This is a genomic window from Verrucosispora sp. WMMA2044 (assembly GCF_027497155.1).
Classification (GTDB): Bacteria; Actinomycetota; Actinomycetes; order Mycobacteriales; family Micromonosporaceae; genus Micromonospora; species Micromonospora palythoicola.
The window spans coordinates 1577191-1602800 of sequence record NZ_CP114913.1 but is presented as its reverse complement, the minus strand read 5'-3'; the positions used below and the strand labels follow the sequence as shown (position 1 = coordinate 1602800).

22 protein-coding genes are annotated in these 25610 nt (G+C 65.5%); 15 read left to right on the top strand and 7 right to left on the bottom strand.

Going from position 1 to position 25610, the window contains the following annotated elements; all coding sequences use genetic code 11:
• Window positions 1–275 precede the first annotated feature (275 nt).
• The gene (locus tag O3597_RS07290; RefSeq protein WP_281603597.1) at window positions 276–1355 is read left to right on the top strand and encodes a hypothetical protein; all 1080 of its coding nucleotides are present in this window, start codon (window positions 276–278) and stop codon (window positions 1353–1355) included.
• Window positions 1356–1428: 73 nt separating this feature from the next.
• On the opposite strand, the gene O3597_RS07285 is transcribed toward O3597_RS07290, so the two are convergent.
• Entirely contained in the window at window positions 1429–2262 is an 834-nt protein-coding gene (locus O3597_RS07285) for an IS5 family transposase (RefSeq protein WP_281601639.1), read from the bottom strand.
• On the opposite strand from O3597_RS07285, the gene O3597_RS07280 reads away from it, so the two are divergent.
• The 4 genes from O3597_RS07280 (at window position 2253) to O3597_RS07265 (ending at window position 5719) form a co-directional block, all read left to right on the top strand.
• Complete coding sequence (locus O3597_RS07280; protein ID WP_281603596.1) at window positions 2253–3164, top strand: ATP-binding cassette domain-containing protein; 912 nt, start codon at window positions 2253–2255, stop codon at window positions 3162–3164. The two genes, O3597_RS07285 and O3597_RS07280, sit on opposite strands and share 10 nt — an antisense overlap.
• Window positions 3164–3988 carry an ABC transporter permease gene (locus O3597_RS07275; RefSeq protein WP_164448056.1) on the top strand — a complete coding sequence of 275 codons (825 nt, stop codon included), beginning with the start codon at window positions 3164–3166 and terminating at the stop codon, window positions 3986–3988. Before O3597_RS07280 ends, O3597_RS07275 begins: the two co-directional genes overlap by 1 nt.
• 424 nt (window positions 3989–4412) lie before the next feature.
• Window positions 4413–5195: a transposase family protein gene (locus tag O3597_RS07270; RefSeq protein ID WP_281601705.1), complete on the top strand. Its 783-nt coding sequence runs from the start codon at window positions 4413–4415 to the stop codon at window positions 5193–5195.
• Window positions 5192–5719: an LmbU family transcriptional regulator gene (locus O3597_RS07265; protein ID WP_281603595.1), complete on the top strand. Its 528-nt coding sequence runs from the start codon at window positions 5192–5194 to the stop codon at window positions 5717–5719. Before O3597_RS07270 ends, O3597_RS07265 begins: the two co-directional genes overlap by 4 nt.
• A gap of 16 nt (window positions 5720–5735) precedes the next feature.
• On the opposite strand, the gene O3597_RS07260 is transcribed toward O3597_RS07265, so the two are convergent.
• Both O3597_RS07260 and O3597_RS07255 read right to left on the bottom strand, forming a co-directional pair.
• Window positions 5736–6365, bottom strand: a complete 630-nt coding sequence (locus O3597_RS07260; protein ID WP_281603594.1) for a winged helix-turn-helix domain-containing protein — start codon at window positions 6363–6365, stop codon at window positions 5736–5738.
• Between the two features lie 336 nt (window positions 6366–6701).
• On the bottom strand, window positions 6702–6971 hold the full coding sequence (locus tag O3597_RS07255; RefSeq protein ID WP_281603593.1) for a transposase family protein: 270 nt from the start codon (window positions 6969–6971) through the stop codon (window positions 6702–6704).
• Between the two features lie 407 nt (window positions 6972–7378).
• Between O3597_RS07255 and O3597_RS07250 the strand changes: the two genes are divergently transcribed.
• The 5 genes from O3597_RS07250 to O3597_RS07230 all read left to right on the top strand — a co-directional run bounded on the left by O3597_RS07250 (window position 7379) and on the right by O3597_RS07230 (window position 12274).
• On the top strand, window positions 7379–8416 hold the full coding sequence (locus O3597_RS07250; protein ID WP_208020928.1) for a DUF2332 domain-containing protein: 1038 nt from the start codon (window positions 7379–7381) through the stop codon (window positions 8414–8416).
• Window positions 8417–8735: 319 nt separating this feature from the next.
• Window positions 8736–9071 (top strand): hypothetical protein, encoded by a 336-nt coding sequence (locus O3597_RS07245; protein ID WP_164448059.1) that lies wholly within the window; start codon window positions 8736–8738, stop codon window positions 9069–9071.
• Between the two features lie 275 nt (window positions 9072–9346).
• Window positions 9347–10129, top strand: a complete 783-nt coding sequence (locus tag O3597_RS07240; RefSeq protein WP_164446258.1) for a transposase family protein — start codon at window positions 9347–9349, stop codon at window positions 10127–10129.
• A gap of 36 nt (window positions 10130–10165) precedes the next feature.
• On the top strand, window positions 10166–10999 hold the full coding sequence (locus O3597_RS07235; protein WP_281603592.1) for a hypothetical protein: 834 nt from the start codon (window positions 10166–10168) through the stop codon (window positions 10997–10999).
• Between the two features lie 87 nt (window positions 11000–11086).
• On the top strand, window positions 11087–12274 hold the full coding sequence (locus O3597_RS07230) for an ISAs1 family transposase (protein ID WP_281601448.1): 1188 nt from the start codon (window positions 11087–11089) through the stop codon (window positions 12272–12274).
• A gap of 228 nt (window positions 12275–12502) precedes the next feature.
• Here the strand turns inward: O3597_RS07230 and O3597_RS07225 are convergent, their stop codons facing one another.
• The 4 genes from O3597_RS07225 to O3597_RS07210 form a co-directional block, all read right to left on the bottom strand.
• Window positions 12503–13192: an alpha/beta hydrolase gene (locus O3597_RS07225; protein WP_164449698.1), complete on the bottom strand. Its 690-nt coding sequence runs from the start codon at window positions 13190–13192 to the stop codon at window positions 12503–12505.
• Between the two features lie 175 nt (window positions 13193–13367).
• Complete coding sequence (locus O3597_RS07220; RefSeq protein ID WP_281603591.1) at window positions 13368–13883, bottom strand: SMI1/KNR4 family protein; 516 nt, start codon at window positions 13881–13883, stop codon at window positions 13368–13370.
• A gap of 215 nt (window positions 13884–14098) precedes the next feature.
• On the bottom strand, window positions 14099–15118 hold the full coding sequence (locus O3597_RS07215; RefSeq protein ID WP_281603590.1) for a site-specific integrase: 1020 nt from the start codon (window positions 15116–15118) through the stop codon (window positions 14099–14101).
• On the bottom strand, window positions 15115–15441 hold the full coding sequence (locus tag O3597_RS07210; RefSeq protein WP_281603589.1) for an AbrB/MazE/SpoVT family DNA-binding domain-containing protein: 327 nt from the start codon (window positions 15439–15441) through the stop codon (window positions 15115–15117). The genes O3597_RS07215 and O3597_RS07210 overlap by 4 nt, the downstream gene beginning before the upstream one ends.
• A 717-nt stretch (window positions 15442–16158) precedes the next feature.
• On the opposite strand from O3597_RS07210, the gene O3597_RS07205 reads away from it, so the two are divergent.
• From O3597_RS07205 to O3597_RS07185, 5 genes are all read left to right on the top strand, one after another.
• Window positions 16159–17592, top strand: a complete 1434-nt coding sequence (locus O3597_RS07205) for a TIGR02710 family CRISPR-associated CARF protein (RefSeq protein WP_281603588.1) — start codon at window positions 16159–16161, stop codon at window positions 17590–17592.
• A gap of 53 nt (window positions 17593–17645) precedes the next feature.
• Entirely contained in the window at window positions 17646–21485 is a 3840-nt protein-coding gene (locus tag O3597_RS07200) for an AAA domain-containing protein (RefSeq protein ID WP_281603587.1), read from the top strand.
• The gene (locus tag O3597_RS07195; RefSeq protein WP_281603586.1) at window positions 21482–22657 is read left to right on the top strand and encodes a hypothetical protein; all 1176 of its coding nucleotides are present in this window, start codon (window positions 21482–21484) and stop codon (window positions 22655–22657) included. Before O3597_RS07200 ends, O3597_RS07195 begins: the two co-directional genes overlap by 4 nt.
• Window positions 22650–24158, top strand: coding sequence for a phospholipase D-like domain-containing protein (locus tag O3597_RS07190; RefSeq protein WP_281603585.1), 1509 nt, complete (start codon window positions 22650–22652; stop codon window positions 24156–24158). Before O3597_RS07195 ends, O3597_RS07190 begins: the two co-directional genes overlap by 8 nt.
• Window positions 24159–24281: 123 nt before the next feature.
• Window positions 24282–25574, top strand: a complete 1293-nt coding sequence (locus O3597_RS07185; RefSeq protein ID WP_281603584.1) for an IS256 family transposase — start codon at window positions 24282–24284, stop codon at window positions 25572–25574.
• The last annotated feature ends 36 nt before the right edge of the window (window positions 25575–25610 follow it).

Here is a 25610-nt window from a genome sequence, read left to right as displayed (position 1 = left end):
GGATGATGCATAGCGCAGGTAGCACAGTCACGTCTTTCCTCATCGATGTGCTTGTCGGCATCGGGCCCGCCGGGTGGGCCCACGACATCGACGGATAAGCGGCGGCTTTGGATCAGCGATAAATTGACGAACGTCTGTCTGCTTTTCGACAGCGGCCGTCCAGCGGTGTCAAACCTGGTCGAAGATGGCCGCATGACCAGTCGTAGAGAACCGAAACTCGATATTGACCGGGGCAATCCCCGGTATCTCACACGACCCGAGAAGAGGGATGTTCGATGAGAGCAAGAACGATCGACGGTCGGCGGCTAACGTACCCCATCCTGGCCCTGGCCTTGGCCCTGCCGCTGCTGACCGTCGGCCAGCCGGCACAGGCGGCTCCGCACGCCGACGGTGACAGCATCCGTCAGGTGGGCACGGCAGTCAGCGCCGAGGCGTGGGCGGCCGGCAGGCAGCGGTACGGCGCGCGGGTGACTGCCGACGCGGCGATCGAGGCGTACTGGACGCCCGAGCGGATGCGCAATGCCAAGCCGGTCGAGGAGTCTCCCTCGTACAAGGCCGCGGCACGGCGTTTCGCCGAGAGTGGAGGGACCTCGTCCGCCGCGCCGACCAACCGGTCCAAGCCGGTGGATGTGCCTCCGGTGGCGGGCCTGATGGGTACCCCGGGCATGTCCACGCAAGCCATCAACCCGAACCTCGGCTCCAACCACCCCACCGCCCGGTCCAACGGCAAGGTCTTCTTCAACATGGACGGCGGATCGTGGGTCTGCTCCGGCGCGGTCATCAACTCGGTCGGCTTCAACACCGTGTGGACAGCTGGCCACTGCATCCACGGCGGCCCCGGCAGCAGTCTCGCCACCAACTGGTCGTTCGTCCCGGGTTACGACGATGACCTTGCCAACCCGCGGCCGCACGGCACCTGGACGGCCCGAGAGCTGTGGACCTGGAGCAGTTGGATCGACAGCTCCAACTGGGAGGCCGACATGGCCGTGGCCATCATGAACACCCGGAACGGCGTCCGAATCGTGAACCAGTTCGGGGGCCACGGCTTCCGTACGCACCAGGGCTTCACGGTCGGCATCAACAACTTCGGCTACCCGAGCGGCGCGCCCTTCGACGGCGGCAACCTGTTGAGGTGCAGCGGCAACTCGACCCAGTCCGGGGCGCGGATCCGCATCAACTGCGACCTGACCGCAGGCGCCAGCGGCGGCCCATGGCTGATCAACTGGGACGGGAACTGGGGCTACCTCAACGGCGTCAACAGCACGCTCAACTCGTACACGGCACCGACCTTGTGGTGGTCACCCTATTTCGACGACACCGCGTCGGAGTTGTACAACTTCACCGCCACCCACTGACCGACGTCCGGTGACAGATATCTCGTCCCGGTAGTGCGCCCTTGACCTGAGAGCGTGTTTGAGATGGAGTTGATCAGGTCCTGGTGAAGGTGCGGCGGGGTTGCCGGCGGGCGGGTTGGCCGCGGGTGATGCGGCGGGTGATGCCGGCGATGGCGGCCCAGCGGATGAGGGCTGCGGAGATGGCCGGGTGGCGCTCGTAGTCGCGGGCCAGGCGGCGGCAGGCGGTGAGCCAGGCCAGAGTCCGCTCGACCACCCACCGACGTGGGTGGACGGCGAAACCGCGCTGCTCAGCGGGTTTACGGACGATCTCCAGGGTGGTGCGCAAGGTGTCGCGAGTCCAGTCGACCAGGCGGCCGGCGAAGCCCTGGTCGGCGTAGACATGCCGGATCGGGCTGATCATGTAGGCGCCCAGCAGGGCGGTCTTGGCACCGTCGCGGTCCTGCCAACTCGCGGCGAGGACGGTGACGGCGACCAGCAGTCCCAGGGTGTCGGTGACGATGAACCGCTTGCGGCCGTTGACCTTCTTCCCGGCGTCGTAGCCCCGACTGTCCCGACCCACGGTATCCGCGCCCTTCACCGTCTGCGAGTCGATGATCCCCGCCGACGGGTCCGGCTGACGGCCTTGCTGCACCCGCGCCTTGACCCGCAGCGTGGTCAGGAGCTTCTCGGTGACGCCGGCTTCTTCCCACCGGGTGAAGTACCAGTACACCGTCTGCCACGGCGGCAGATCCGCCGGCAGATAGCGCCACGGACACCCCGACCGCACCACGTACAAGATCGCGTTCACGATCTCCCGACGCGGATGCTTCTCCCTGCGGCCGTCCGTGCTCGGCTCGGGCAACAACGGCTCGATCAGCGCCCACTGGGCGTCAGTCAGGTCCGAGGGGTAACCACGACGTGCAACCACCGCGCCACCCTGCCCGCCCCGGCAACAGATGTCACGCCGCCACACCGTCCACAACAGACCTTCTCAAACACGCTCTCAGGCCGGATGAGGGGAAGGCCGAGATATTCGGCTTCGACGTGCGGCGCAACGCGCTACAGGTGCGCTCCATCATCGGCCTGACCGGTCAGTACACCACCGTCGACGACATGCTGACCGGGCGGGAGAACCTGCACATGGTCGGCAAGCTGTTCCGGATGTCCACGCCGGACATCAAGGTGCGGGCGACCGAACTGCTGGAGCGCTTCGACCTGACCGAGGCGGCCGGCCGGCAGGCGAAGACGTACTCGGGCGGTATGCGCCGCCGGCTGGACATCGCCGCCACCCTGATGAGCCGGCCCCAGCTCATCTTCCTCGACGAACCTACCGCCGCCCTCGATCCGCGCAGTCGCATGGACGTGTGGCGCATCGTCAACGAGTTGGTCGAGGAGGGCACCACCGTTCTGCTCACGACCCAGTACCTCGAGGAGGCCGACCACCTCGCCGACTCGCTGTCCGTGATCGACAGCGGCAAGGTGATCGCCAGCGGGGCGCCGGACGAACTCAAGGCGGAGGTCGGCCAGGCGTGGGCTGACGTGACTCTCATCGACGCCGCCGCGGTCGAGAAGACCACCCAGATCCTGCGCGAGAGGTTGGGTACCGAGCCGGTCGGCGATCCGGAGGCCATGCAGGTGCACGCGCCCCTCCCCGAGGGCATGACGCTCAACGAGCTACTCAATCCGCTGCGCGATTCCGGCATCGCAATCGCCGACGTGGCCCTCCGCCGGCCCACGCTCGATGACGTGTTCCTCGCCCTCACCGGGCACACCGCCACGGCCCGGGCATCCGAAGACGTGAAGAGCAAGAAGAAGGGTGGTAAGCGGTGATGGTCTCCACGTCCCTGAAACCGCGGCTCGATGCCGCCGCCGCACGGCAGCAGACCGGCCTGTCCTGGTGGCTGTCCGACGCCTGGCAGATGGCGCTGCGCAATCTGCGGCACCTGACGCGCAGCCCTGAACTGGTGATGTTCTCGCTGGTTCAGCCCGTCATGTTCATCCTGCTGTTCGCCTACGTCTTCGGCGGGGCGATCAATGTTGAGGGCGGGAACTACCCCCAGTTCCTGCTGCCCGGCATCCTGGTGCAGATGGTGTTGTTCGGTTCGGTCGCCGGCACCACGATCGGCATCTCCACCGACATGGACCGCGGCCTGATGGACCGGTTCCGCTCGATGCCAATGAGCCGGTCCGCGGTCCTCGTCGGGCGTACGCTGTCGGAGATCCTTCGCAACGTCGTGTCGATGCTGGTCGTGGTGCTCATGGGCCTGCTGATCGGCTTCCGCTTCCAGGGCGGGGTCCTGTCTGCCCTCGGCGGACTCGCGCTGCTGTTGCTGTTCGGCTACGCGCTCACCTGGGTCGGCGCCATGATCGGCCTCTCGGTGCCCAACCCGGAGGCGGCGCAGTCGGCCGGCCTGATCTGGATCTTCCCGTTCAGCTTGATCTCGTCGGCGTTCGTACCGACCGAGTCGATGCCGACCTGGCTGCGGGTGTACGCCGATGCCAGTCCCATGACCGCGACCGTCAACGCGCTGCGCGACCTGTTCAACGGCAATCCGCCGGGGCTGGATGTGCTGCTGACGGTTGCCTGGTCGGTCCTGCTGATCACCATCTTCGCTCCGCTGGCGACCCGTAAGTACAGCCTGCGGTCGAGGTAACCGGAAACACCCGCAAGGCCGCCTTTGTCGGAAGGGCGGCCTTGCGGGTGGCATCCCGCGCGCGCCGATCACACATGCACGGCGCGAGACGGAAAAAGAAAGCAGAGATAGCGAATTACCCGACTGTCGGGGAGGTTGAGTGGGATGAGCGCGGGTAGCCGATCGTCACGCAATGCCGTAGCAGCGCTCCGGGTGGTCCCTGCAGCAACGGCTGGCGTTCCGAAGCAACGCCCAGCAGAGCCGGCCCAGGTGATGCTGACCAGGGTCGGTCTACGGTTGCCCGAACGAATGAGCTTCGAACACTGAGCCATTTCCAACCTGATGGTGCAGGTCAGCGGCGTGGAGGAGGCCTGTAGCCAGGTGAGGTGAGGCTCCCGGTAAGACAAGCAATCGACCAAGAAAGATGCCCCTCCCGGGAGCCTCGTTGCTGTCCTACCCTGCCTCGATCCCGTTGTCCACTCGATCCCTGAACCACGTCGCCGCCCTGATCCGCACCCATCGCCACCGGCGACGATCCCGGTGGCGGCGCCTCGACCCCGGCCGCCAAGCCCTGCTCGTGCTGGCCCATCTCCGTAACGGCGACACCTTTGCCCGTCTGGCCGCCGGATTCGAGATCGGTCTCGCCACCGCCTGGCGCTATGTCCACGAGGCGATCACGCTGCTCGCCGCGACCACCGACGACCTGCACCAGGCGATGAGCAGGATCCGACGGCTGGCCTACGCGATCCTCGACGGCACCCTGATCCCGATCGACCGCGTGTACGACCAGAAGCCGTACTACTCCGGGAAACACCGACGGCACGGGATGAACGTGCAGGTCATCGCCGACCCGGCCGGACGCCTCGTCTGGACATCGGCGGCGCTGCCCGGCTCGGCACACGACCTGACCGCCGCCCGCACCCACGACATCATCGCCGTGTTGACCAGCGCGAACGTGATGACCTTCGCGGACAAGGCGTACCAAGGCGCCGGCGGTTCAGTCCGCACCCCCTTCAAGCGCCATCGCTACCGCCCAACGCTGTCACGTCGGCAGAAGGCCGTGAACAAGGCCCACGCCCGCATCCGCGCCCGCGGCGAACGAGCCGTCGCCACCCTCAAAACCTGGAAAGTCCTGACCAAGCTGCGCTGCAGCCCATCCCGAACGACCGCGATCGTGCAGGCCATCCTCGTCCTGCACCACGTCGAGAACCCGACCTACCGAGGATGAAAAACGCTCACTGGGAACGAACCGGCGCCCAACTCTCCGGTATCGTCGACTCCTCGTCCTGGTGCCTGGGCGACTGGCTGGTGTACGGCAAGGAACAATACGCCGACCGCTATCGGCACGTCGTCCAGGCTGTAGGACTGGACTACCAGACCCTACGCAACTACGCCTGGGTCGCCGGCCGCTTCCCACTGGCCCGCCGTCGAAGCGGCCTCAGTTTCCAACACCACGCCGAAGTAGCCGCAATGTCTCCCGACGAGCAGGACCGTTGGCTCGACGAGGCCGAAACCCAGATCTGGTCGGTCAAACAACTTCGCGCGGCCATCAAAGCGACCCGCTCCGACCGCACAACAGAAACCATCAGGACCGCACTGATGCCCCGCATTCCCATACCCGACCGACGCCTTACCCGATGGCGCCAGGCCGCCCACCAATCTAGCGTCGAACTCGATCAGTGGATCGTCTCCACCCTCGACCGGGCCGCAGCAGAGACCCTCGACAAGACCACCCATGACGAAACTGAGTAGCCATCGGCCGGCGATGTCAGCAATGATCGACAGCCGAGGGCTTGCTGGCCACCGCGGCCCATGGGGACTTTTCTTCCAGCGCGTAGCCACGGCCCCAGGCCGTAACTATGTCCAGATCGAGCGGCGCGATCCGCTTCCTCATTCTCATGATGTGCAGATCGAGGGCGTTTCGCGTTGATGTCGAGTCGCGCTTCGTGAGGATGGCCATCAACTCCCAGCGGTAGACCACCTGGCCGAAGCGTTCGACGAACAAATCCATGAGTTCGAGGTGCGTACTGGACATGACGACGGACGCAGTCCTGAACGACAACGTCCCGGCCGGGTCGAGAACAGGCGTACGCCGGTCATGAGAACGTTGCCGGAGAGCGGCCACCCGAGCGTCAAGGTCGGATGGCGAGATCGGCGTACGAACCCAGTCCTCACGCGGATCACTGCAGACCGGCGGCTCTGCTCCGCCCTCGACCACCAGGAGGCACGGGATCCGCTCCTGACGGCACAGGTCGCGTAGGTGTCGCTCGGCCGGCCAACGGACGAACTTGACGTCTTCCCTGGCTGGCCGGGGCGAGCGACCCTGGGCACAACCACCCGAACGACGGTAGGAGCCTTCGCTCCGGCGGCTTCCGGAAACCGACATCAGCAACTCCACCAGAGTGCACAGAATTCATCGGAGCTGGTTGACAAATGTCACGGCGACGGCTGGCCGAGATTCGACGACATGGAGCTCCGCAGTCGGGAGACGCGCCGCAACCACAATTAACCATGACGACCGTGGATACGTTGTCAACCAGCTAAAAGTGCAATGATATTCACACTGCCCAGTCCCGACGTTGGGTGAGATATCGGCGGAACAAACGCATCGCGACCAAAGCCCGCCGCTTCATGAGCAGGGTCATGGGGCTGAATATAATCAGCATCCCGCGGCGGCAACAGGTTTCTTCCTCCGGCGGCGGGCGCTCTGTCCCGTCGACGGGACAGGGCAGGGTCATTGCATAGTGGGGTAGCTGCTGTTCACGGTGGTGATGAGGTCGTGTGGGCGGCGGTTGGCGCGTCGGGTGGCCAGGCGATGTTCGTCTCGCCGTTGCCGCCACGCCGGCGCATCGAGATCGTTGGCCCAGTCGCCGATCGCGGCGAACGTGCTGGCCCCGGCCGTGACCGCGCAGACCGCGACCGCGAGCACGCTCGCCAGCTGATACCGGACCCCTCGCGGGTCACGCGGATCGGGAACCCGCGCCAGGGCCTCCAAGCGCCTCACGGCCAGCAGTCGGTGAGTCGGGCGGGGCGGGGGCCATGCTGACGGATTACGTCGATCAGCGACGATGACACGCGAGGATGCGGTCCTTCTCCGTCTCATGTTGTCTCAGCAACTCCGGTTCCGGGCAACAGGATCGGTACGGAATGGCGGATATCGGTCCTCGGCTTCTTCACCGAAGTCGTAAAGTTCGACGGGCGGCGACCTTCACCCGCCGGCGCGTCGCCCGACCCGGCGTCGACCGGGCCGACGCGCCCAGGCATCGATCGCGGCCATGGTCGCCACACCATCCCTACCGATTCCGGCAAGTCGTGCGCTGAATTATCGGCTCAATGGCTAGAATCTGCGGAATGCGAGAATTGACCGCAGCAAGCGGCGTATCCGCAGGTCGAAGCCGGAGCCTCGCACAGGTGTACCGGCACTTCGGTGAGGTCGACGCCGCCGAGACATCTCCGCTGTACCAGCGCGTCGCCGTCGCCCTCAGTGAGTCCGAAGAGGCACTACGCGCCATCGAGACGGCACCGGCGCGCAAGCGGCAACCTACGATGATCCTCGCCGCCTTGCACGACCTCGCCCTCGCCGGACGCGCACCGGCGCTTGCCGGGGCCTATGCCGCTGCGGACGGCGACGCTGCCGCTGACGCCGCCATCGACACCCTGTTGCGGATGACCGACGCGGTCGTGGCCATCGCCGCCCGCCGAAAGACGCAGATCGACGAGGTTGGGCGCTACGCCGTGTTGTATCCGGGCATCGCCGAGGCGGCGCGCCAGGTAGGTGTGGACGCGGTCGGCCTGATCGACGTGGGCCGTCCGGCCGGACTCAACCTCAATGTCGATCGCGTCGGCATTACATATAGCAACGGACAATCGCTGGGCGACCCGTCCTCACCGGTGCAACGGTCATGTTCTCTTGTGGGAGACCGGCCCGTCCCGTCGCGGGCGATACCCGAGGTCCGCACCCGGGTCGCCGTCCACCTCGATCCCATCGACGTGACCGACGCGGAGGACGTCCGGTGGTTGCGCGCCTGCCTCGGGCCGGACCAGCGGGAGCCGATGGCGAGGCTCGAAGCTGAGCTGCGGTTGGCGGCAACCGCCCCTCCCCTGCTGCTCCGGGGTGACCCGGTCGACGTGCTGCCCGAAGCCGTCTCCCGGGTGCCCGCAGCCGCCCTGCCGGTCGTCATCACGACGTGGGCGCTGTCGCGCTTCCCGCCCGAGCGTCGCCTGCGCTTCCTGCACCGTATTGAGGAAGCTGCAGCCGGCCGCCCGGTGGCGTGGGTGTCGGTGGAAGGGGTTGGAGTCGCGCCCACGATTCCAACCCTTGGCGATCGTCGTGCCTCAGGCCACAGCCTCATCGGCGTGGCGCTGTTCGGCCGGTCGTTGCCCGGCCCCCAGACCATTGGCCGTTGCTGGTCACGGGGCCGCGTACTGACCTGGCTGGCCGACTCCTAGAGGCAGCGTTTTCCCAGGCTCGCTGCCTACCTCGACAACAATCCGTGGATTGAGTGCCCGTGGGAACGCTCGGCCAGCTGACCACCGCACACAAGCACTCGCCTCAGCGGGATGAGCGGATCGTGGGATCCTCGGTTGCCGTACTCGTGGCGACGGCCGGCAAGATGTTGTGGTGGACACGGCAGGACAGTCCGACGACACCTATGAGGCTGTTGGACCACGGGAGTACCTCGATCGGCTCCTGGCGGAGTACGGCCTCCGTGAGGATGAACTCGGGGATCGAATCAGGGTACGCATGCCGGTGCGGGGTACGTCAGGGATGGTCTCTCCGCAGGAGTATCTGGTGCACGAGTCGGTGCTGCGCTCGCACGGCAGTTTCCCCTGCGCCGGTGACTCGGAGGCCCTGACCTTCTGCGAAGAGATCGCTGACGCGATGGCCCGCCGTTTCGACATCTCCCACAGCGAGGCTGTGGCACGCGTCAACCGCCAGTGGTCACAAGCTGGTGGCGCGGGCCGTGTCCCACGTGTCTGGATCGTCGGCCTCGACATCGTCTACCACGAGGATGCGGACTACTGGGCCGCGTCCATCTACTACGGCCCCGACTCGCGCTGGTGGGATCCAGGCGCGGACCTCCAGCCGCTGCCGCCGCCCTGATCGCTACGGGCTGCTACGTGCCAGAACGCTGCATCGACGGGTGGCAGCACCTGCTACTCGCCACTACGGCAGAGAAGAGGATCCTCACCGCTTGGTGGGCTGGGGAAACTCCCTGCGGCCAGATGAGTGCGGGCCTCCTCGTACTACTGAGCGTTTTCCAACCTGATCTTGCAGGTCAGGGACGGTGTGCGTAGCCCGGTGATCGATGAGGGCGAGGCTCCAGGTAAGACAGCAAATCGACCAAAACCCGATGCCCCAACACGGGAGCCTCGCCTGTGCTGTCTTACCCGTCCACGATCTCGTTGTCCAGCCGGACGCTGAACCACCTCGCTGACCGTATCCGCAGCCACCGCAACCAGCGTCGATCCAGGTGGCGACGCCTCGACGCGGGACGGCAAGCACTGCTCGCTCTGGCTCACCTGCGCAACGGTGATACCTACACCCGCCTGGCTGCCGGGTTCGCCGTCGGCGTGAGTACCGCATGGCGGTACGTGCAGGAAGCTGTAGCCCTGCTCGCGTCGACCGCCGATGACCTGGCCACCGCCATGGACCGGATCCGCCGGCTGGCGTACGCGATCCTGGACGGCACCCTGATTCCGATCGACCGGGTTGCCGACCAGAGGCCGTACTACTCCGGAAAACATAAGCGCCACGGCGTGAACGTGCAGGTCATCACCGACGCGGCTGGCCGCCTCGTCTGGGCTTCGCCGGCACTACCCGGCTCGTTCCACGACCTGACCGCAGCCCGGACCCACGGCATCATCGAGGCGCTGACCAGCTCTGATGTGATGACCTTCGCGGACAAGGGCTATCAGGGAGCCGGCGGGAGCGTGCACACGCCGTTCAAGCGGCGCCGCTTCCGGCCCAAGCTGTCACGCCGGCAGAAGGCCGTGAACCGCGCCCACGCGAAGATCCGCGCCCGCGGCGAACGGGCGATCGCCACGCTTAAGACCTGGAAGGTCCTGGCCAAGCTGCGTTGCTGCCCACGACGAGCGACCACGATCGTGCAGGCCATCCTCGTTCTCCACCACGTCGACGCCAACCGCTACGCAGGATGAAAAGGGCTCTATAAAGGCCCACGGGGAGGGGTTTGAGTGGGAGAGCCTCTGAACGATCTTCTTGATGTCATGCGTGCCTGGATGGCAGGACAGTCGACCACCAGCATGGAACTGTGGTCGATCAACATGATCTGGTGGGGAAGAATCGGCAAAATGTCCCAGTTTGTAGGGGCGCTCACCGTGGTGTTGGATATTGCCGGGCCGGACAGGCTCCGCACCTGGAGTTTGCGTTTCCGCAGCAACCCATTACCGAGCGCTGTTACGAGACTGCTCACATCTCGGCCGTCTCTCCCTGAGCTGACGTGGCCATCAAACTGGCTGCCGAGCACGAGATTCAAAACCGCAGTCGGCATTGCTGTCATTGTTGCGGCCGTGGCTTGGTGGCCGCGCCTGCTCGCCATGCCGCTCATGCCGTCCGCATGGCTGTTCGACTGGATGGAGCGGACGAGACTATATGACGCCGTGGATTGGGCTTTCAACAGCTATCTGCTGTGCCCGGCGATGCTCATAACAGCATTCCTCCTTTCGCTCCTCCTTGTGCTGGCGGACGAGCTGAAGAAAAGCGGCCACAAGACGAGTGCAACTGCGGTCAAAGCAGTGTCGGAAATCTTGATGAGAGGAGGCCTCCTCCTGTTTTTTCTGATCTTGATGCTGCCCTTGATGCTGCCCTTGATGCTGCCCCTGATGTTGGCTATGGCAGGGATTTACCTCGCGTTCTTGCTGGTATCACTCGCGATGACAGCGGTACGCACGGCCCTCTATCTGATCGACCTGGTACTACAACGGCCGTTGATCTGGGTCATGGCAGGGGCTTTGCGTAGTCGCCTGAGGGTGCTTCCGACCTGGGCTTTCGCCGGGTCATTGGCCTGATTGGAGGGTGGCGTAGGACGGGTGCGGTCCGTCGGTGATCATGGAGTTGCTGAGACAACATGACACCGAGAAGGACCACACCCGCGCATGTCATCATCGCTGATCGACGTGATCCGTCACCATGCCCCCGCCCCGCCCGGCTCCTCGACTGTTGGCGGTGAGGCGTTTGGCCTGTTGGAGGCCCTGGAGAGGGTGCCCGATCCGCGTGACCCGCGTGGTGTCCGGTACCCCCTAGCCAGCGTGCTCGCGGTCGCGGTGTGCGCGGTGATGGCCGGGGCTTGCACTTTCGCCGCGATCGTCGACTGGGTCGATGATCTCGATGCGCCGGCGTGGGGCCGGCTCGGGTTCACTGGTCGGGTGCCGGTGCTGAGCACGGTGTGGCGGCTGCTGGTCCGCGTCGACGCCGAGACGTTGACGGCGGTCCTGGCCGACTGGCTGTGCTCCCGGGTGTCGGCGCCGTCGGTGCGGCGGGTCATCGCCGTTGACGGCAAGGTGGTGCGCGGTGCGGTCCTGACCGAGGGACGGGTTCATCTGCTGTCGGCCTACGACACGTCAACCGGTGTGGTCCTGGCGCAGGTCCAGGTCGCGGCGAAGTCGAACGAAATCCCGGCGTTCGCCCCGCTGCTGGAGCAGGTCAAGGTCCGGCTGGGCGGCCTGGCCGGGGTGGTGATCGTCGCGGACGCCCTGCACACGCAAGTCGCTCACGCCCGAGCCGTGGCCGCTGCCGGCGGGGACCTGTACGTGTCGGTCAAGGCCAACCAGCCGACCTTGTACGCCCAGCTCAAACGGCTGCCGTGGGCGCAGGTGCCGATCGGGGACCAGCACCGCGACACCGGCCACGGCCGCTGCGAGACCCGGACCGTCAAGGCGTTGACCCTCCAGACTCCCGGCGGCATCGGCTTTCCTCATGCCCAGCAGGCCGTCCGGATCACCCGCACCCGCATGATCACCGGCAAGCGCACCCGGGAGACGGTCTATCTGGTGGCGTCACTGCCCGCCGCGCACGCCCAGCCTGCTGACCTGCAGCAATGGGCCCGGCTGGAATGGCATATCGAGAACCGGCTGCACTGGGTCCGCGACGTGACCTTCCGCGAGGACGGCCACCGAGCCCGCACCGGCAACGGCCCCGCCGTCGCAGCCGTCCTCCGCAACACCGCCATCGGATTCCACCGCGGCAACGGCGAAACCAACATCGCCCGAGCCACCCGACGCGCCAACCGCCGCCCCCACGACCTCATCACCACCGTGACCAGCAGCTACTCGACTACGCAATGACCCTGGGGTCATGGACAGAGAATATCCAGGAAACCCCGTCCAAATCGTTGGAGTATTCCTGGTAGCGGTGGGATTCCTCTTCGATCTGTTATCAAGTTGAATACACGGACCAACGACCGCTGATGCGACGCGGTTGAGCTTACTCACATCGGCACGATCGGACGCAGGGCATCCACGATCTTCGTCACACCGGGTAGCGCCCGGTCGGCGGCATGAGCGGATGGTCGATCACTCGCTTAGGAATGCGATCAGGGTCCTGAGGTACTCGTCTGGAACGGTCTCGTGAACTAGATGGCCGGCAGCGATCGTCGTCAGCTGGGCGTCGGCCAACCGGTCGGCGAGTTCGGCGACGTGCTCCTGTGGGACCGGGCTCGCTGCTCCGCCACCGATGAGCAGCGTGGGTGCCGTGATCCGGTCGACGATGTCGGCCCATCCTGGATCTGGATCGTCGATCTCCGGCCGGACCTGTTCCACCATGTGCCAGTCGAAGGGCAGGTCCCCCGCAGGACGGTCGGGAAGTCCCGGCGGCCGAGGGTGCGGGAAACCGATGTCCTCAAGTACGAGTTTGCGGACGTGTCCCTGCGGTTCGGCGGCAACTCGACAAGCCACCAGACCGCCGAGGGAATGGCCGCCCAAGTCCACCGTGCCGATGTCCAGTTGGTCCAGGATGCCGATGACGTCTTGTGCGAACAGTTGCAGGCTGTAGGTGCCGGGCCAATCACTGGCGCCGTGGCCCCGCAGGTCGACGGCGTACACCGTCCGCTCAGCACACAGGCCCGAGGCGATCACGTCCCAGTCGCGTGCAGTCTTTCCGGTGGCATGGAGCAACACGGCGGGCGTCTTGTACTCGTCAACGGCTTGCCATACCCGCAGCGCGAAGTGCAAATCCCCGACCACGATGTCCATCAGCGCAGGCATGCCCTGAGCATTTCCTACCGTCGCCTACGTGTTCAAGACGTTCCGCCGTAGGCAGACCCACACGCTGCAGGTGGTGGGTACGGCCACCGGCCACCCCGCTTGCTGGTACTCGGCGTAGCGCCCAGATCGCGGCAGATCCGCGCATCGGGCAAAGGCGCGAAGGGTGGCGTAGTGCTTACCTGATGGAAGATCCAACTAGCAATGTCAATGCGGGCAGCTCGGCGTCTGCGGCGGCGATTAGTGTTTCAACAGACCGGGGCGCTCCGCCGGTGTACCGCCGAGCAATGGCGACGAGTTCAGGGATCGGCGCAGGGACCCGGTGGATGCCATCGACGGTCTCCAGCGGCCCAACGCCGTTCGCCAGCAGCCAAAGGTAATCGCCGAGATCTCGGGCGATGACCTTCAGCTCGCCCTCGGAGCCGAGGAACACGACAGGCTGGGTTTCGACCGCAGCGGCCGCGTCACGGATCCAGAAGGCAGCCAGGCCGCCCGACCCGTCCCGTCCGAAAACGCGAAACGGCGGGACACCAGCGGCCGGATCGCCGGTCCAGTACCGCCACCACTCGGTGATCTCACCAGACCATGCGAGCTCGTCGTCTGGCTGGAAGTCATGGCCGTCATGATCTTCAAAGAACCGGCACGCGTGTGCCTCTTCCAGCGCTACCGGAAGTGCTCGATCTTCCTCGATCACAGCCGAATGGTACGTAGACGGACGCCTGCCGCCTCACTCGGCACGTCCGCTGCGACCACGCGGCCCAGAACCCTCATCCAAGATCAGGTGCGCGCTCATCGGCAGATCCGGACGCCGACGCTACGTAGTCCGCATTGGCTACGGCCTTGTTGCAAATGAGCTCCCGCGAGTGGGCCTGGACGCAACCTCCAGGCCCACCCTGCAATGGCTTCAGCTCAAGCGAGGGGATGGGACTCGTTGGTCAGGGCCGCCAGCGCGGCAGCGACCTCCTGGAGACTCGCTCGGACGTATGTGCTGGTGGTGCCGGTATCGCTGCCGCTGTCCGAGTGCCCTGCGTACGCGCGGGCTACGGCGTAGCCGAAGTTCCGCTCGACCCACGTCAGCGTCGTGTGCCGCAGCCAGTGGGTGCTGGTCTGCTGCACGTACACCCACGGCAGATGCTGACCGACACGCGCCCACAGGTGGTCGTAGCGCCGGTAGGTGATCGGTTGCTCGTTGCGGTAACGCAGCAACTGGCCCGTTGCCGGGGCGTGGCGTTCCGCGGCGTGCTGCTGAAGATGCCTCATCAGCGTCGGTGACACCGGCTGCCACCGCACCGTATCGCCCTTCTCCCGCAGCAGGATCAGGCACTGGTCCGAGTCCAGGTCGACGGGCTGCAACGCCAACGCACCACCTCGACGGCACGCTGTCTCGGTGTGCAACCGCAGCAGCAGACTGTCCAATGCCGGATCGTCACCCGTGCTCGCAGCGACGGCATTGATCTCCGCCACCCTGCTGTCGGCCACCGCCCGCCTGGTGCTCGGCAGCCGCCGCGGCTTGGCCACCTTCAGCGCCGGGTTGTCCGCCGCGTTGATGTACCCGTCGGCGACGGCCCGCTTGTACAGGCACCGCAACGCCGCGATCAGATGCTCCGCCGCGCTGCGTCCACCTCGGGCGTTGCGCCGGGCCACCACGTGTGTCTTGGCGTACTCGGCGAGCTGCTCGATCTCCGACGGGCTCGGCTCATCGAGCCGGCGCCGCCCCCAGTGCTCCAGGACCCGCTTCCAGTACGACCCGTAAGCCCGCCGGGTACCGTCGCTGACCGCCGCCGCTACCACCGGCACGTACTCGGCGAACGTCGGCGCGGGCGGACGATCCGAGGCCGCCTCGACAAGGTCAGCCGGGGAGATCCCCATCCGCGCCAGCAACAGCCGCGCGGCGTCCAGCTCGGCCCGGCCGGCGGTGGTGTCACTCATGCCTGACCACCGCCCAGCGCGTCGGCGTGTACCGCCATGACCATCGCGTCCAGAGCCGCCGGCGGGTGCACCACGAGCAGGCCGTCAGCAGGGCTCGCGGCCAGTAGCATTCGGTCACCGGCGCTGAGCCCGCACCAGTGTCGGACAGCCACCGGCAGATGCAGACGACCTTGGCCGGTAACGGTGAAGACGCCCTGCCGATCCACCCGGACCACGATCACTCCGGAGCACTCGCGGATGTGCAGGCGGGTGCCGGGTGCCCAGCCGAGGGTACAGATGATCGTCCGGTCGGCGATGCGACCGCTGACGTCGATTGCCGCCACGCCGTACACCATCGTGCCGGCCCGTGGAGTTGGTAGGACCGGCAGCGGCAACGGCGGGCGGCGACGCGCTCCCCCGGGCTGTTGGCGGTGGTTTTTCTCCTGGTCAGCCAACATCACCGGCGGGATGACAGGGGCCACAGAGCGATCAACCACGACTACCACCCCCGATCGAGACAGGGTCGGTCGAGGGTGTCGCTGCGCTGAGATTTGCGTGGTCAAGCGCGCTTGACCACCGGTACGCGAAACACAGCATGGATGCTGCAAACTGGTGTCCGAGGGGGGACTCGGACACCCACGTCCCGCACACCTGCCGGAAACAGGTATGCATGCGTGGCAGCGTAGGCGGCGGTGGCCAGCCGGTCAACGACCGTAGACGGCAAGGCTCCGACGTTCGCGTTTACATAGACACGGCCCGAAGGATTACCGAGGCGCGGGCCACCCAAAGCGTTCGACGCCGGTGGGGTTGCGGCAGCGGCGGGGCACACAATCCGGGGCGGATTGCGGTGGATGTGGCCGGTGATGCTGACCGGCGGCGGCGAAACGAGTCGCCGATCTGGCCGTGCTACGCGATCAAGGTGCCGAGCGCCTCGCCGGTCGACCGATGCAGATTGGCTCCTGTGAGCTCGGGGCGTCCGGCCGCCAGTCTCACCTGGTGCTCCCCCAGCCACTCGATAGAGGCCGCTTGTACGTTGTCCGGCACCGTAAGATGCTCGTTCTATGACGACCCTGTACGAGAAGCACGCTCGTATGCGGCGGATCTTCCGCGGCGAGGAAACCTACGGGGACGGCACCGCGGCCGAGCAGGCGCAAAGGTTCCGACTCGCGGAGATCTACGACGAGGCCGTTGAGGTGGCTCGGGACAACTCCAGGGACGTCGAGTGCCCACCCGTAGATCTGTTGATCAGCCTATCGGGATTTTCGCCTGAGACGACTCTCCTAGCCTTCGCCCTCACCCGCCCAGCCAAACTTTTGATCATCTCGTCGGCGAACACCCAGGAGACGATTAACGCCATCTGGCAGAAGCTCGCGGGGAGGATCGCGTTCGCCGACATTCGGCACGTGTCCTGTGACCCGGTGGATCCGACGAGCATCTACGAGATCGTTCGGAAGGAGGTCAGCGCGCTGCTTAGCGGCGACCGGCCGCTTCGAGCGATCATCGACATCACCGGTGGCAAGAAGGTGATGAGCGCGGGCGCGGCACTCGCTGCGTCACAGCTCGACCTTCCCATGTGTTACATCGACAGCACATTCGATCCGGAGATCCGGCAGGCGCTGCCGGGCAGCGAGAAGCTGTGCGTGCTACCGAATCCGACAGCCCTCTTCGGCGACAAGGACATGACTGCCGCGGAGGCGATGTTCCGCAGCGGGGCATACACAGGTGCGCACCAGCGTTTCGAGGAGTTGAGCAGGTCGGTGTCGGAGCCGGTCCGCGTTCGGTTCCTTCGCGACCTCGCCGCACTGTACGAAGCCTGGTGTGACCTCAATGTCGACGGGCTCCCCGAGCACGTCGACCGCGTCCGGGATCACCTCCGCGGCAACCGGCCAGGTCTCGACGCCGCGATCGTCCAGCGGATCGGCAAGCAGTTGGAGTTCGCGGAGTCGCTCGCCAGACGGGCCGGTCCGGAGATGCTGCTCAACTTCTTCCTGCTCGGCAATCACTACCAGGACCTGGGGCGCTATGACTTTGCCGCCCTGCTGTACTATCGCAGCATCGAGAAGGCCTTCGAGGAGCGGCTGTCCGACACGTTCGGCCTCAACCTCGAGAACCCGGACTACTCGAAGCTCGGCGACCCAACCGACCTGGCTGACAGGTATGGGACGATTACCGAAGCTCTATACGGCACGCGCACACCGGCGCTACCCCGCAAGGTCGCCTTGATGGATGCCATGATCCTGCTCCATCTTATGGACGACACCACGCTTAGCGCACTCAAGTGGAACAAGCTTGCCGCTGTGCAGAGCATGCGCGGAGTCGTCGACGCACGAAACCGGTCGGTTCTAGCGCACGGCACGGAATCCGTGTCGCACGGGCAGTGCACGGACCTTCGCGGCAGGGCGCTCGCACTGTTGCGGGCGTTCTGGAGCGAGCACTCCCCCGGCCAAAACATTGGTCAGCACATCGAGGCCCTGCAGTTCATCCGCGAGGCCTGATGAAGTCACATCTACTCAAACCGGAACACCCACGCTCCGATGGCCCGCCGCCAATGAAGATCGGCGAGCTGGTGCTGTCGGCGCCGCAGCGCCTGTCGCTGCCACCTGGGGTTACGCTGCAAGAATTTGCCGATGACCTGACCGGCGGCGTGTGGATCGCCCGATACCGCTCGTTGGGACAGTCCAGATATCAGGCATACCGCCTCGGCGGCGCCCGTTTTGAAGCAAGGGTACGGCGACGTAGGGCCCGACATACCCATGCTTGGCTGGCAGAGCTCACCTCCATCGATGAGACATCCTCGATGGAGCGGCGCGTGGATCGCATCGTCCCAAAAACGGTGTCAATCGAGCCCAACTACCGTGAACTTCCATTCGACATGGAAGATCTGCTGGCTCAGACTAAGCAGTGGCGAAGCGCGTACCAGGCCCGAGGTCCCGCGCAGGCGTCCGTTCGTCTACAACGCTCAGTGCACAAGGAGTACGACCGCCTGAGACGCCTCCTAGGTATCGTCGAACAGCGCCCGGAAGCCGCTGAGCGATCCATAGCGGGCACCGTGATCAGCATCGAGGACAATGAGGATGGCCGGGGCGCGGTGGTCGTCGAGGCAGCGCCAGGCTCGGACCTGACCGACTTCGACCGCCGACGGGTCATGGTGACCGGTCCCGGCGGCCTGACCGTAAACACCACCGTGCAGCGGGTAAGGATCGGACGCCTCGCCGTCCGTCAACCATCGCACTGGACGCCGAATATCGGCACGACGGTCACCATCAACCTCGTGAAGCCGTTCGGGATGCGGCAGAACGCTTCTGCCTTGCAGGGCTTCCTCAACGGCGAGGTGGAAGGGTCCTGGGATGACCTCGCCCGCCTTCTGTGCCGACCCGACGGCCTTGCTGCCATACCCGGCTCGTTCGTGCCTCCTGAGCATTTCTTTTGCGACGACGATCCGGCCGGTGTGCCGTTGAATGAAGAGCAACGCCGCGCCGTCGCCGGCGCGGTCTCATCGCCGCACACGTTCCTGGTGCAGGGCCCACCGGGAACGGGGAAGACCGAGGTCATTTGCGAGATCGCGAGACAGCTGACCGCCCGGGGTGAGCGAGTGCTGTTGCTGGCGCCAAGCCACGTCGCCGTTGATGAGGTGCTGAGCCGGATCGGCCGCAAACCCGGCATCAGGCCGCTTCGGATCACGTGGAGCGACGACCGCGTCCAAGAGGCCGTGCACGACTTTCTCGAACCCAACGTTGGCGGTGAGCTCGCTGGCCGAGTTCTCAAACCTGAGAACGGCGGCCAAGACGAACGGTGGGCCCGCGAGCTGCAGGAGGTCGAAGAGCGCATCCGCGCCGCCGGGCGCGCAAAGTCCGCCATCAGCCAAAAGCGCCGTCAGATGAATGCCATGGCACAAGCACGTGTTGCGCTAGCGGCTAGCATCGACCATTACAACCGGGCTCGGGCGCAGGGTGAACAGGAGTCGGGATTGCTGCAGGCCGCCGCAGAGCGGGCGGTTGCTAGGCTCGCTGCGGCCGAGGAGTCAATCGCCCGCGCGATCAAGCGGTACGCCGGTCTCCTCCAGCAGGCTCAACCTGTGCTCTCGCCGCTGCCGCCGCTGGCCAGGCGGTGTATCTCCGCGATGGATATTCTGGCGAGGGCCGACACGGCCCTCGCCTTAGCCGAAGAGGGGATGCGGCGGAGGGTAAGTGAGCTGAGCTCAGAGGTGCGACGAGCAGAGCAAGTCGTCTCCCAAACGGCCGCGGAGTTGCGCACCACGCGGGCGATGCTGACTAGAGAAGAGGCAGCTCTTGAGCAGGCTCGCCAGCACCTCAACGACGCCGTCACCCACCAAACAGGGCTCGGGCGGATACTCACCGCTATGCACTTGGGCGGTATCAGCGCGGCGCGACGTCAGCTCGCTGAGAGTAAGGACCAAACAGCTCGGCTAAGAGTGCGATTGTTCCGCACCTCTGCCCGACATGGCGAGGCAGAACGAGATCTAGCAGCTGCCAGGGCCGCTCACGCCGCCGGTGTTAAGCAGGCACGGGAGCGGGTCAGCAACGCGCGCCGGCAAAGGGCGACGGCAGATCGGCAGGCCGAACTGCAGTGGGCCCGTCTCGCGGAGATCGCCGACCGCAGTGGCGCACAAACAGCGGAAATCACCGACCCTGAGGAACGCCGCCGGATCGCGGTCTACTTGGCCGAAATGATCCCGCCACTGCTGGTAACGGAAGCTCCGGTCTTCCCGAACCCCAACCGCCCCGCGCCGCTAGGTCCGATAGCCGACCTCGCCGGTCAGCTGTCTCGGGCGCTGAACGAGATCAGGAGGGCTCGCGAGGAACACCGGGAGGCCGAGCACGATCAGACGTGGAGTGCACGTGAGTGGGAAATCGGCCGGGACCGCATCGAGCGGACGCTTACCGACACCGACGACGAACGCACCGCCGCGGAAGCACGACTCGGCGTCGCCCTGCGGCGTCTTAAGGAAATTGATGAGGCGCTGACTGGACAATCCGAGAATCCGGCCGATCACGACGCGGCCATCCAGCAACACGCGCGCCGCCGGAGAGTTCTGCAGCGGCTGCCGGAGTTGCACCGGCGATGGTGCGAGTTGGCCGCTGAGCAGTCAGACGAGCATCTCGCTGTCGACATCCGACAGTCGCTGGTACGGGCCGCAAACCTCGTCTGCGCGACCACGAAGGGAATCGTCGGGCGAGGCAGCGAGGTGGTGCGCTACGCGGACTACGACACACTCATCGTCGATGAGGCCAGCCGGGTCACCGAGAGCGAATTCCTCATCGGAGCTACTCGGGCGCGGCGGTGGGTCCTGGTCGGCGACGAGCATCAGCTACCCCCGCACGTCGACCAGCGTGACGAGTACTTCCTCCATGCGTTGACCGCCCTGCACCGCTTTGGCCGTGGCGGAGACAAGACGGTCGAGGCCGCGGTGCGGCACCTGGCGCAGGTCTGGGCCGAGGACGAGGAACTGCACAAGTTCCGGACCCAGAGCGTGCTAGAGGTCGCCGAGGAGCTGGTCGCCGACGGTTCTTGGGAAAACACTTTCCGCGACCAATTCTCGGCGGCGTATGGTCAGATCGTGAGCTCGGCCTCCAGCGATGACGCGGACCGTCGGGTACTGGAGGCCATGCTGCGTCACCTGGTGCAGAGCCTCTTCCAAAGAGCGGTCGTCCGATGTCCCGAACTACTCCGCCAGGAACTTGTCTGGCAACGTCGCATGATCGAGCCGCTCGCCCGGATCGTTGATCAACCTGTGTATCAGGGGCGATACCAGACGCCACCAGCAACCGACCTCGAACGTATTGGCGTCACGCCGTTGGTGCTCACTGAAACGCTCACCAAGCCGGTGATCTTCGTCGACACGAGCCACTACAAGGACGCCGGCGATGAGCCTCTAGATCACGGTTTCGTCAACAAATTGGAGCAGGTCCTCGTTGAGCGCCTCTGCCGACTTTACGACGAAGGGCTCGCACGGGCGGGTGCCGCCCCAATCACCGTCAGTGTTCTCGCCTTCTACCGCGCCCAAGCCCAGCAACTGGCAGCCCAGTTGCGCGCGTCCGACCTGCCGCGCTTGAACTGGGAGGTCATCGACGTCGTCGACCGCATTCAGGGCCAGCAGAGTGACCTCGTCATCATCAGCTTTACCAGGGCTCGCACCCGGGGACGAATCGGCCCCAACTACGGGCAGTGGCTGCAAGACATCCGTCGCCTCAACGTCGCATTCACTCGGGCGCGTCGCGCGCTCGTGATCGTCGGTCATGGCCGCACCCTGCGGGCGCTTGGCGATCCTGGCGAGGGCGGCGTGCCCGGCCAGGCGCGGATCTTCTACGAAAACCTGTTCCACCTCGTCGACCAAGACGCCGACTTCATGCGGATCCGCCGACTATGACGGTTCGGTTCACCTTTCAACCGGCACGAGAGACCGATTCCAAGGCCATCGTAGTCGTACAGGAGACCCTCCTCGCCGTCGAAATTTGGCCTGACGTACCGATGACACGCAAGATCGAGGAGAGCCTTACCGTCCTCGATCGCCTGATCATCGAGGCGGCGATCGCGCTCGACCCTGCCTACCCGATCGACATCGAGGAAATCACCGGCATTCCGCAGTCGGCGATCGTCACGATCTTCGGCAGACTGGTACGCCTCAATCTGCTTGAGGCGCGCGAGGCCGAGGCGATCGCGACCGAATCGGGCCAGGTGGCAGTCAAGCAGAAAGCGGTGGCACGGCTCCGCCCCACCCAGATGACGCTGCTGTACCTCGCAGACACCGACGAGCTCATCGCCCTCCCCCAGAACTCGGGCCGGCGGGCACCGAGACTGGACCGGGCAGAACCGGCCGGATACGTCGACGTCGACCGCGGTGCCGGCCTGACCCCCCGACACGAGATCATCGCCGACCGCATCAGGCGGCAGACAATCCTGGGCCTGCCGAAAGACATCGTGGCAGCGGTTCCCACAGATGATCTCGTCCCAGACTACAGCCCGCAGTATCGCTCCAGTGGGTGCGTAGAGACAGGCGGCGACGGATCGCAGCGGGCGCGCCTAAAGGTCGACGTAGGCGCCACGAAGACTGTGAACCTCCTCGTCCCCCACGTAGACAACCTGGCGAGGCGTTGGGCGGAGCTGGCTGAGCAGGCGGCGTACGCCGCCGACGGCTGGGGGCCGGCCGCAGCGGAGTACACCGGCCGGGCTTGGCGATACGAGCTGGGCCATGAGGCGGCCGTCGCCGCAGCGACCGACGGGATCCGTCTCGGCCATCCCGGTGGCCTGCTAATACAAGGAGACAGGGATGTCGTCTACGTCGACGTCGAATTCACACCAGGTGACAGCAGCGCCGCACGCACCTTCGCGCTCCAGCACGCAATGGCGGAGGCCGCGATGAAACCCGCTGCGGAAGCCACCTACCAAAGGCTGACATCGATCGTGGAAGCCAGCGCGACTCGCTACGGACTGGCCCCAGGAGAGTTGACCCCGGCCCATGTCCGCAGCGCGCTCTGGACCGCCCGGCATTACCAGCACGTCTACGCGTTGCGGCGTGAGGAGGACTTTCCCCTTGAGTGACATCGACCTGGGGCTGCGGACGGTCAAGGGCGGCTACTTCCTCAAACGCGAGAATGCGCCCCAACGAACCCCCTTCGTGTCACAGCACCCGGGACAGGGGAAGGGTTACCGCCACTGCCTGACCTATGCGGGCGGTGGTTCGACCATCCGGGAAGAGCTCATCCAACTGATCGACTCGGCAGAAAAGCGGGTCTTCGTCGCAACGCTGTTCCTGGGTGATGAGGATGTCCGGCACGCCCTCGAGCGAGCTGCCGACCGCCTCCAGGGCGGTGTCTATGTCGTTTCCGCGCTCGATGACCGTGGACTGAACCGGGCCATCAACGATGCATCGGATACGATGGACATCGACACGCAGATCGAATACCGCAACTTCACACGTCTCACGACCAGCGGCATCTACGTCCGTGGCTACCCGGGCCTGCACGCGAAGTTCGTCGTTGTAGACGATGCCCGCGCACTGGTGTCCAGCGCGAACCTAGTCACCCGCTCATTCGACACCGTGGCCGAGAATGGCCTCGTCTTCGAGGAGGTGGAGGAGGTTGCCGTACTGGCGTGGGTGTTCCGACGGCTGTGGCGACACAGTGCCTGGGACATGCCTCCGGCACCCACACATCACTCTGTGCATGACCGGATCCCCGACGATGACGCCCTACCCGACAGCTATCACGACAGTCGGATCCTCTGGACTTGGCAGGAGCAGCACCGAATTCTCGACGCAATGAGGCGCACCATTGACCAGGCCGCAGAAGAACTGATCCTCGCGACGTTCAGCATCGGCAACATGACCTTCGGCCTGCCCAAGCAACCGGCACGGCCGGAATTGCTGTACGAGCCGGTGTGCCGTGCACTGAACCGCGGAGTCCGGGTCAGGATGTTGATGCGTGGCCGGAACAACTCCGATGCATCACGGGCGGAGGCTTCAGCGTTCCAGAGGGCAGGGGTAGAGATCTACGCCGATCGCCTGACTCACGCCAAGGGATGCATTGCGGACGGACGAACCGGTTCCGTGTTCTCTGCCAATTTGATGACGGCGATGGGCCTCACCGGCGGCATGGAACTTGGAATTCAGCTGGACGGGACGGGTGCTGTCGGGAACGCGTGGCACTACTTCCAACACTGTATGACCGAGTCAGACCTGGAGTTCAGCGTTGAGCCAACAGCCCGCGCCGCAGCCGACCGACTGCTGGCGGATTCGTTGCACCGCTGGCCACTCGCTCCGCAAGGCGCCGTTGCCTGCAGTGACCAAACCTGGATGCAGCTGAGCTCGCACGACGGACCTGCACTGTTCCAGCAAGTCGGCGAAGAGTTCCTGATCTTCAGCGGATCGCGTCAATACCGACTGTCCGGCGATCAGGCACAGTGGCTGATTGAGCCGGCTTCGGGTCCTCCGGGGTCTAGAGCCAGCAGGCACTTACTCGAACGCTGGATCTCTCCGCGCCGCGGCGACTCCCCGACGAGTACGGAAGTCTGCGGCATCTTCGCACCTGTCATCAGCCGGTAAAGAACGCGGTTTGACCCGGCCCTCCCCTAAACAGGTGCGGTAGGCAATCTACAGGGTCTGTGGATCTAACGGTGTTTCCGGCCTGACCTGCCGGGCGTTGTGCCTGGTGAGGAGGGTGCCGTGATGACCGCGACACTGAACGACCAGACCGGATGTAAGAAGCGGCCCGAGCCGTCGGCGGAGGCGAAGGCAGCCGCCGAGCTGGTCCGGGCGGCAAAGGAGCAGGGCCTGTCGTTGACCGGCCCGGACGGGCTGTTGAAGCAGTTGACCAAGACGGTCTTGGAGACCGCGTTGAACGAGGAGATGACCGAACACCTCGGCTACGCCAAACACGACCAGGCCGACGCCGGCGTCGGCGCGGGCAACGTCCGTAACGGGACCCGGCCGAAGACGGTGCTGACCGACGCCAACGGGCCGGTGCAGATCGACGTGCCACGGGACCGGGCCGGCACGTTCACCCCGCAGATCGTGCGCAAGCGGCAGCGGCGCCTGTCCGGGGTCGACGAGGTCGTGTTGTCGTTGTATGCCAAGGGCTTGACGACCGGTGAGATCTCGGCGCACTTCGCCGAGATCTATGGCGCCTCGGTCAGCAGGGAGACGATCTCCCGGATCACCGACAAGGTGATCGAGGAGATGACCGACTGGTCGCACCGGCCCCTGGATGAGATCTACGCGGCGGTGTTCATCGACGCGATCGTGGTCAAGGTCAGGGACGGGCAGGTCGCGAACCGGCCGTTCTACGCCGCGATCGGCGTCACTCTCGACGGGGACAAGGACATCCTCGGGCTGTGGGCCGGCACGGGTGGTGAGGGCGCGAAGTTCTGGATGAGCGTGCTGACCGATCTACGCAACCGCGGCGTCAAGGACGTGTTCTTCTGCGTCTGCGACGGCCTGAAAGGCATGCCCGAGGTCGTGACGAACGTGTGGCCGGCCACGATCGTGCAGACCTGCATCATCCATCTGATCCGTAACACGTTCCGGCTCACCGCCCGCAAGTACTGGGACGAGATCAAGCGGGACATCAAACCGATCTACACCGCCGTCAACGCTGACGCGGCCAGGGCCGCCTTCGACGACCTCGCCCAGAAGTGGGGCGGCCGGTATCCGGCGGTGATCCGCCTGTGGGACAACGCCTGGCCGGAGTTCATCCCGTTCCTCGACTACGACGTCGAGATTCGGCGGGTGATTTGCTCCACGAACGCGATCGAGTCGTTGAACGCCCGCTACCGGCGGGCCGTGAAGGCCCGCGGCCACTTCCCCAACGAGCAGGCCGCGTTGAAGTGTCTGTACCTGGTGACCCGATCCCTGGACCCCACCGGAGCAGGCAGAACCCGATGGACGATGCGCTGGAAACCCGCCCTGAACGCCTTCGCCATCACCTTCAGCGACCGTTTCCCCGCCGCTGAAACCTACTAACCAAGATCGCCGGAAACACCGTTGGCGAGACAGGCC

What these genes read in the sequence shown, in the direction of transcription:
- O3597_RS07225 (WP_164449698.1), bottom strand. Translation starts at nt 13,192, where the DNA reads ATGCCTGCGCTGATGGACATCGTGGTCGGGGATTTGCACTTCGCGCTG.
- O3597_RS07200 (WP_281603587.1), top strand. Translation starts at nt 17,646, where the DNA reads ATGAAGATCGGCGAGCTGGTGCTGTCGGCGCCGCAGCGCCTGTCGCTG.
- O3597_RS07185 (WP_281603584.1), top strand. Translation starts at nt 24,282, where the DNA reads ATGACCGCGACACTGAACGACCAGACCGGATGTAAGAAGCGGCCCGAG.
- O3597_RS07265 (WP_281603595.1), top strand. Translation starts at nt 5,192, where the DNA reads ATGAAAAACGCTCACTGGGAACGAACCGGCGCCCAACTCTCCGGTATC.
- O3597_RS07215 (WP_281603590.1), bottom strand. Translation starts at nt 15,118, where the DNA reads ATGAGTGACACCACCGCCGGCCGGGCCGAGCTGGACGCCGCGCGGCTG.
- O3597_RS07245 (WP_164448059.1), top strand. Translation starts at nt 8,736, where the DNA reads ATGGTCTCTCCGCAGGAGTATCTGGTGCACGAGTCGGTGCTGCGCTCG.
- O3597_RS07230 (WP_281601448.1), top strand. Translation starts at nt 11,087, where the DNA reads ATGTCATCATCGCTGATCGACGTGATCCGTCACCATGCCCCCGCCCCG.
- O3597_RS07205 (WP_281603588.1), top strand. Translation starts at nt 16,159, where the DNA reads ATGACGACCCTGTACGAGAAGCACGCTCGTATGCGGCGGATCTTCCGC.
- O3597_RS07195 (WP_281603586.1), top strand. Translation starts at nt 21,482, where the DNA reads ATGACGGTTCGGTTCACCTTTCAACCGGCACGAGAGACCGATTCCAAG.
- O3597_RS07275 (WP_164448056.1), top strand. Translation starts at nt 3,164, where the DNA reads ATGGTCTCCACGTCCCTGAAACCGCGGCTCGATGCCGCCGCCGCACGG.
- O3597_RS07290 (WP_281603597.1), top strand. Translation starts at nt 276, where the DNA reads ATGAGAGCAAGAACGATCGACGGTCGGCGGCTAACGTACCCCATCCTG.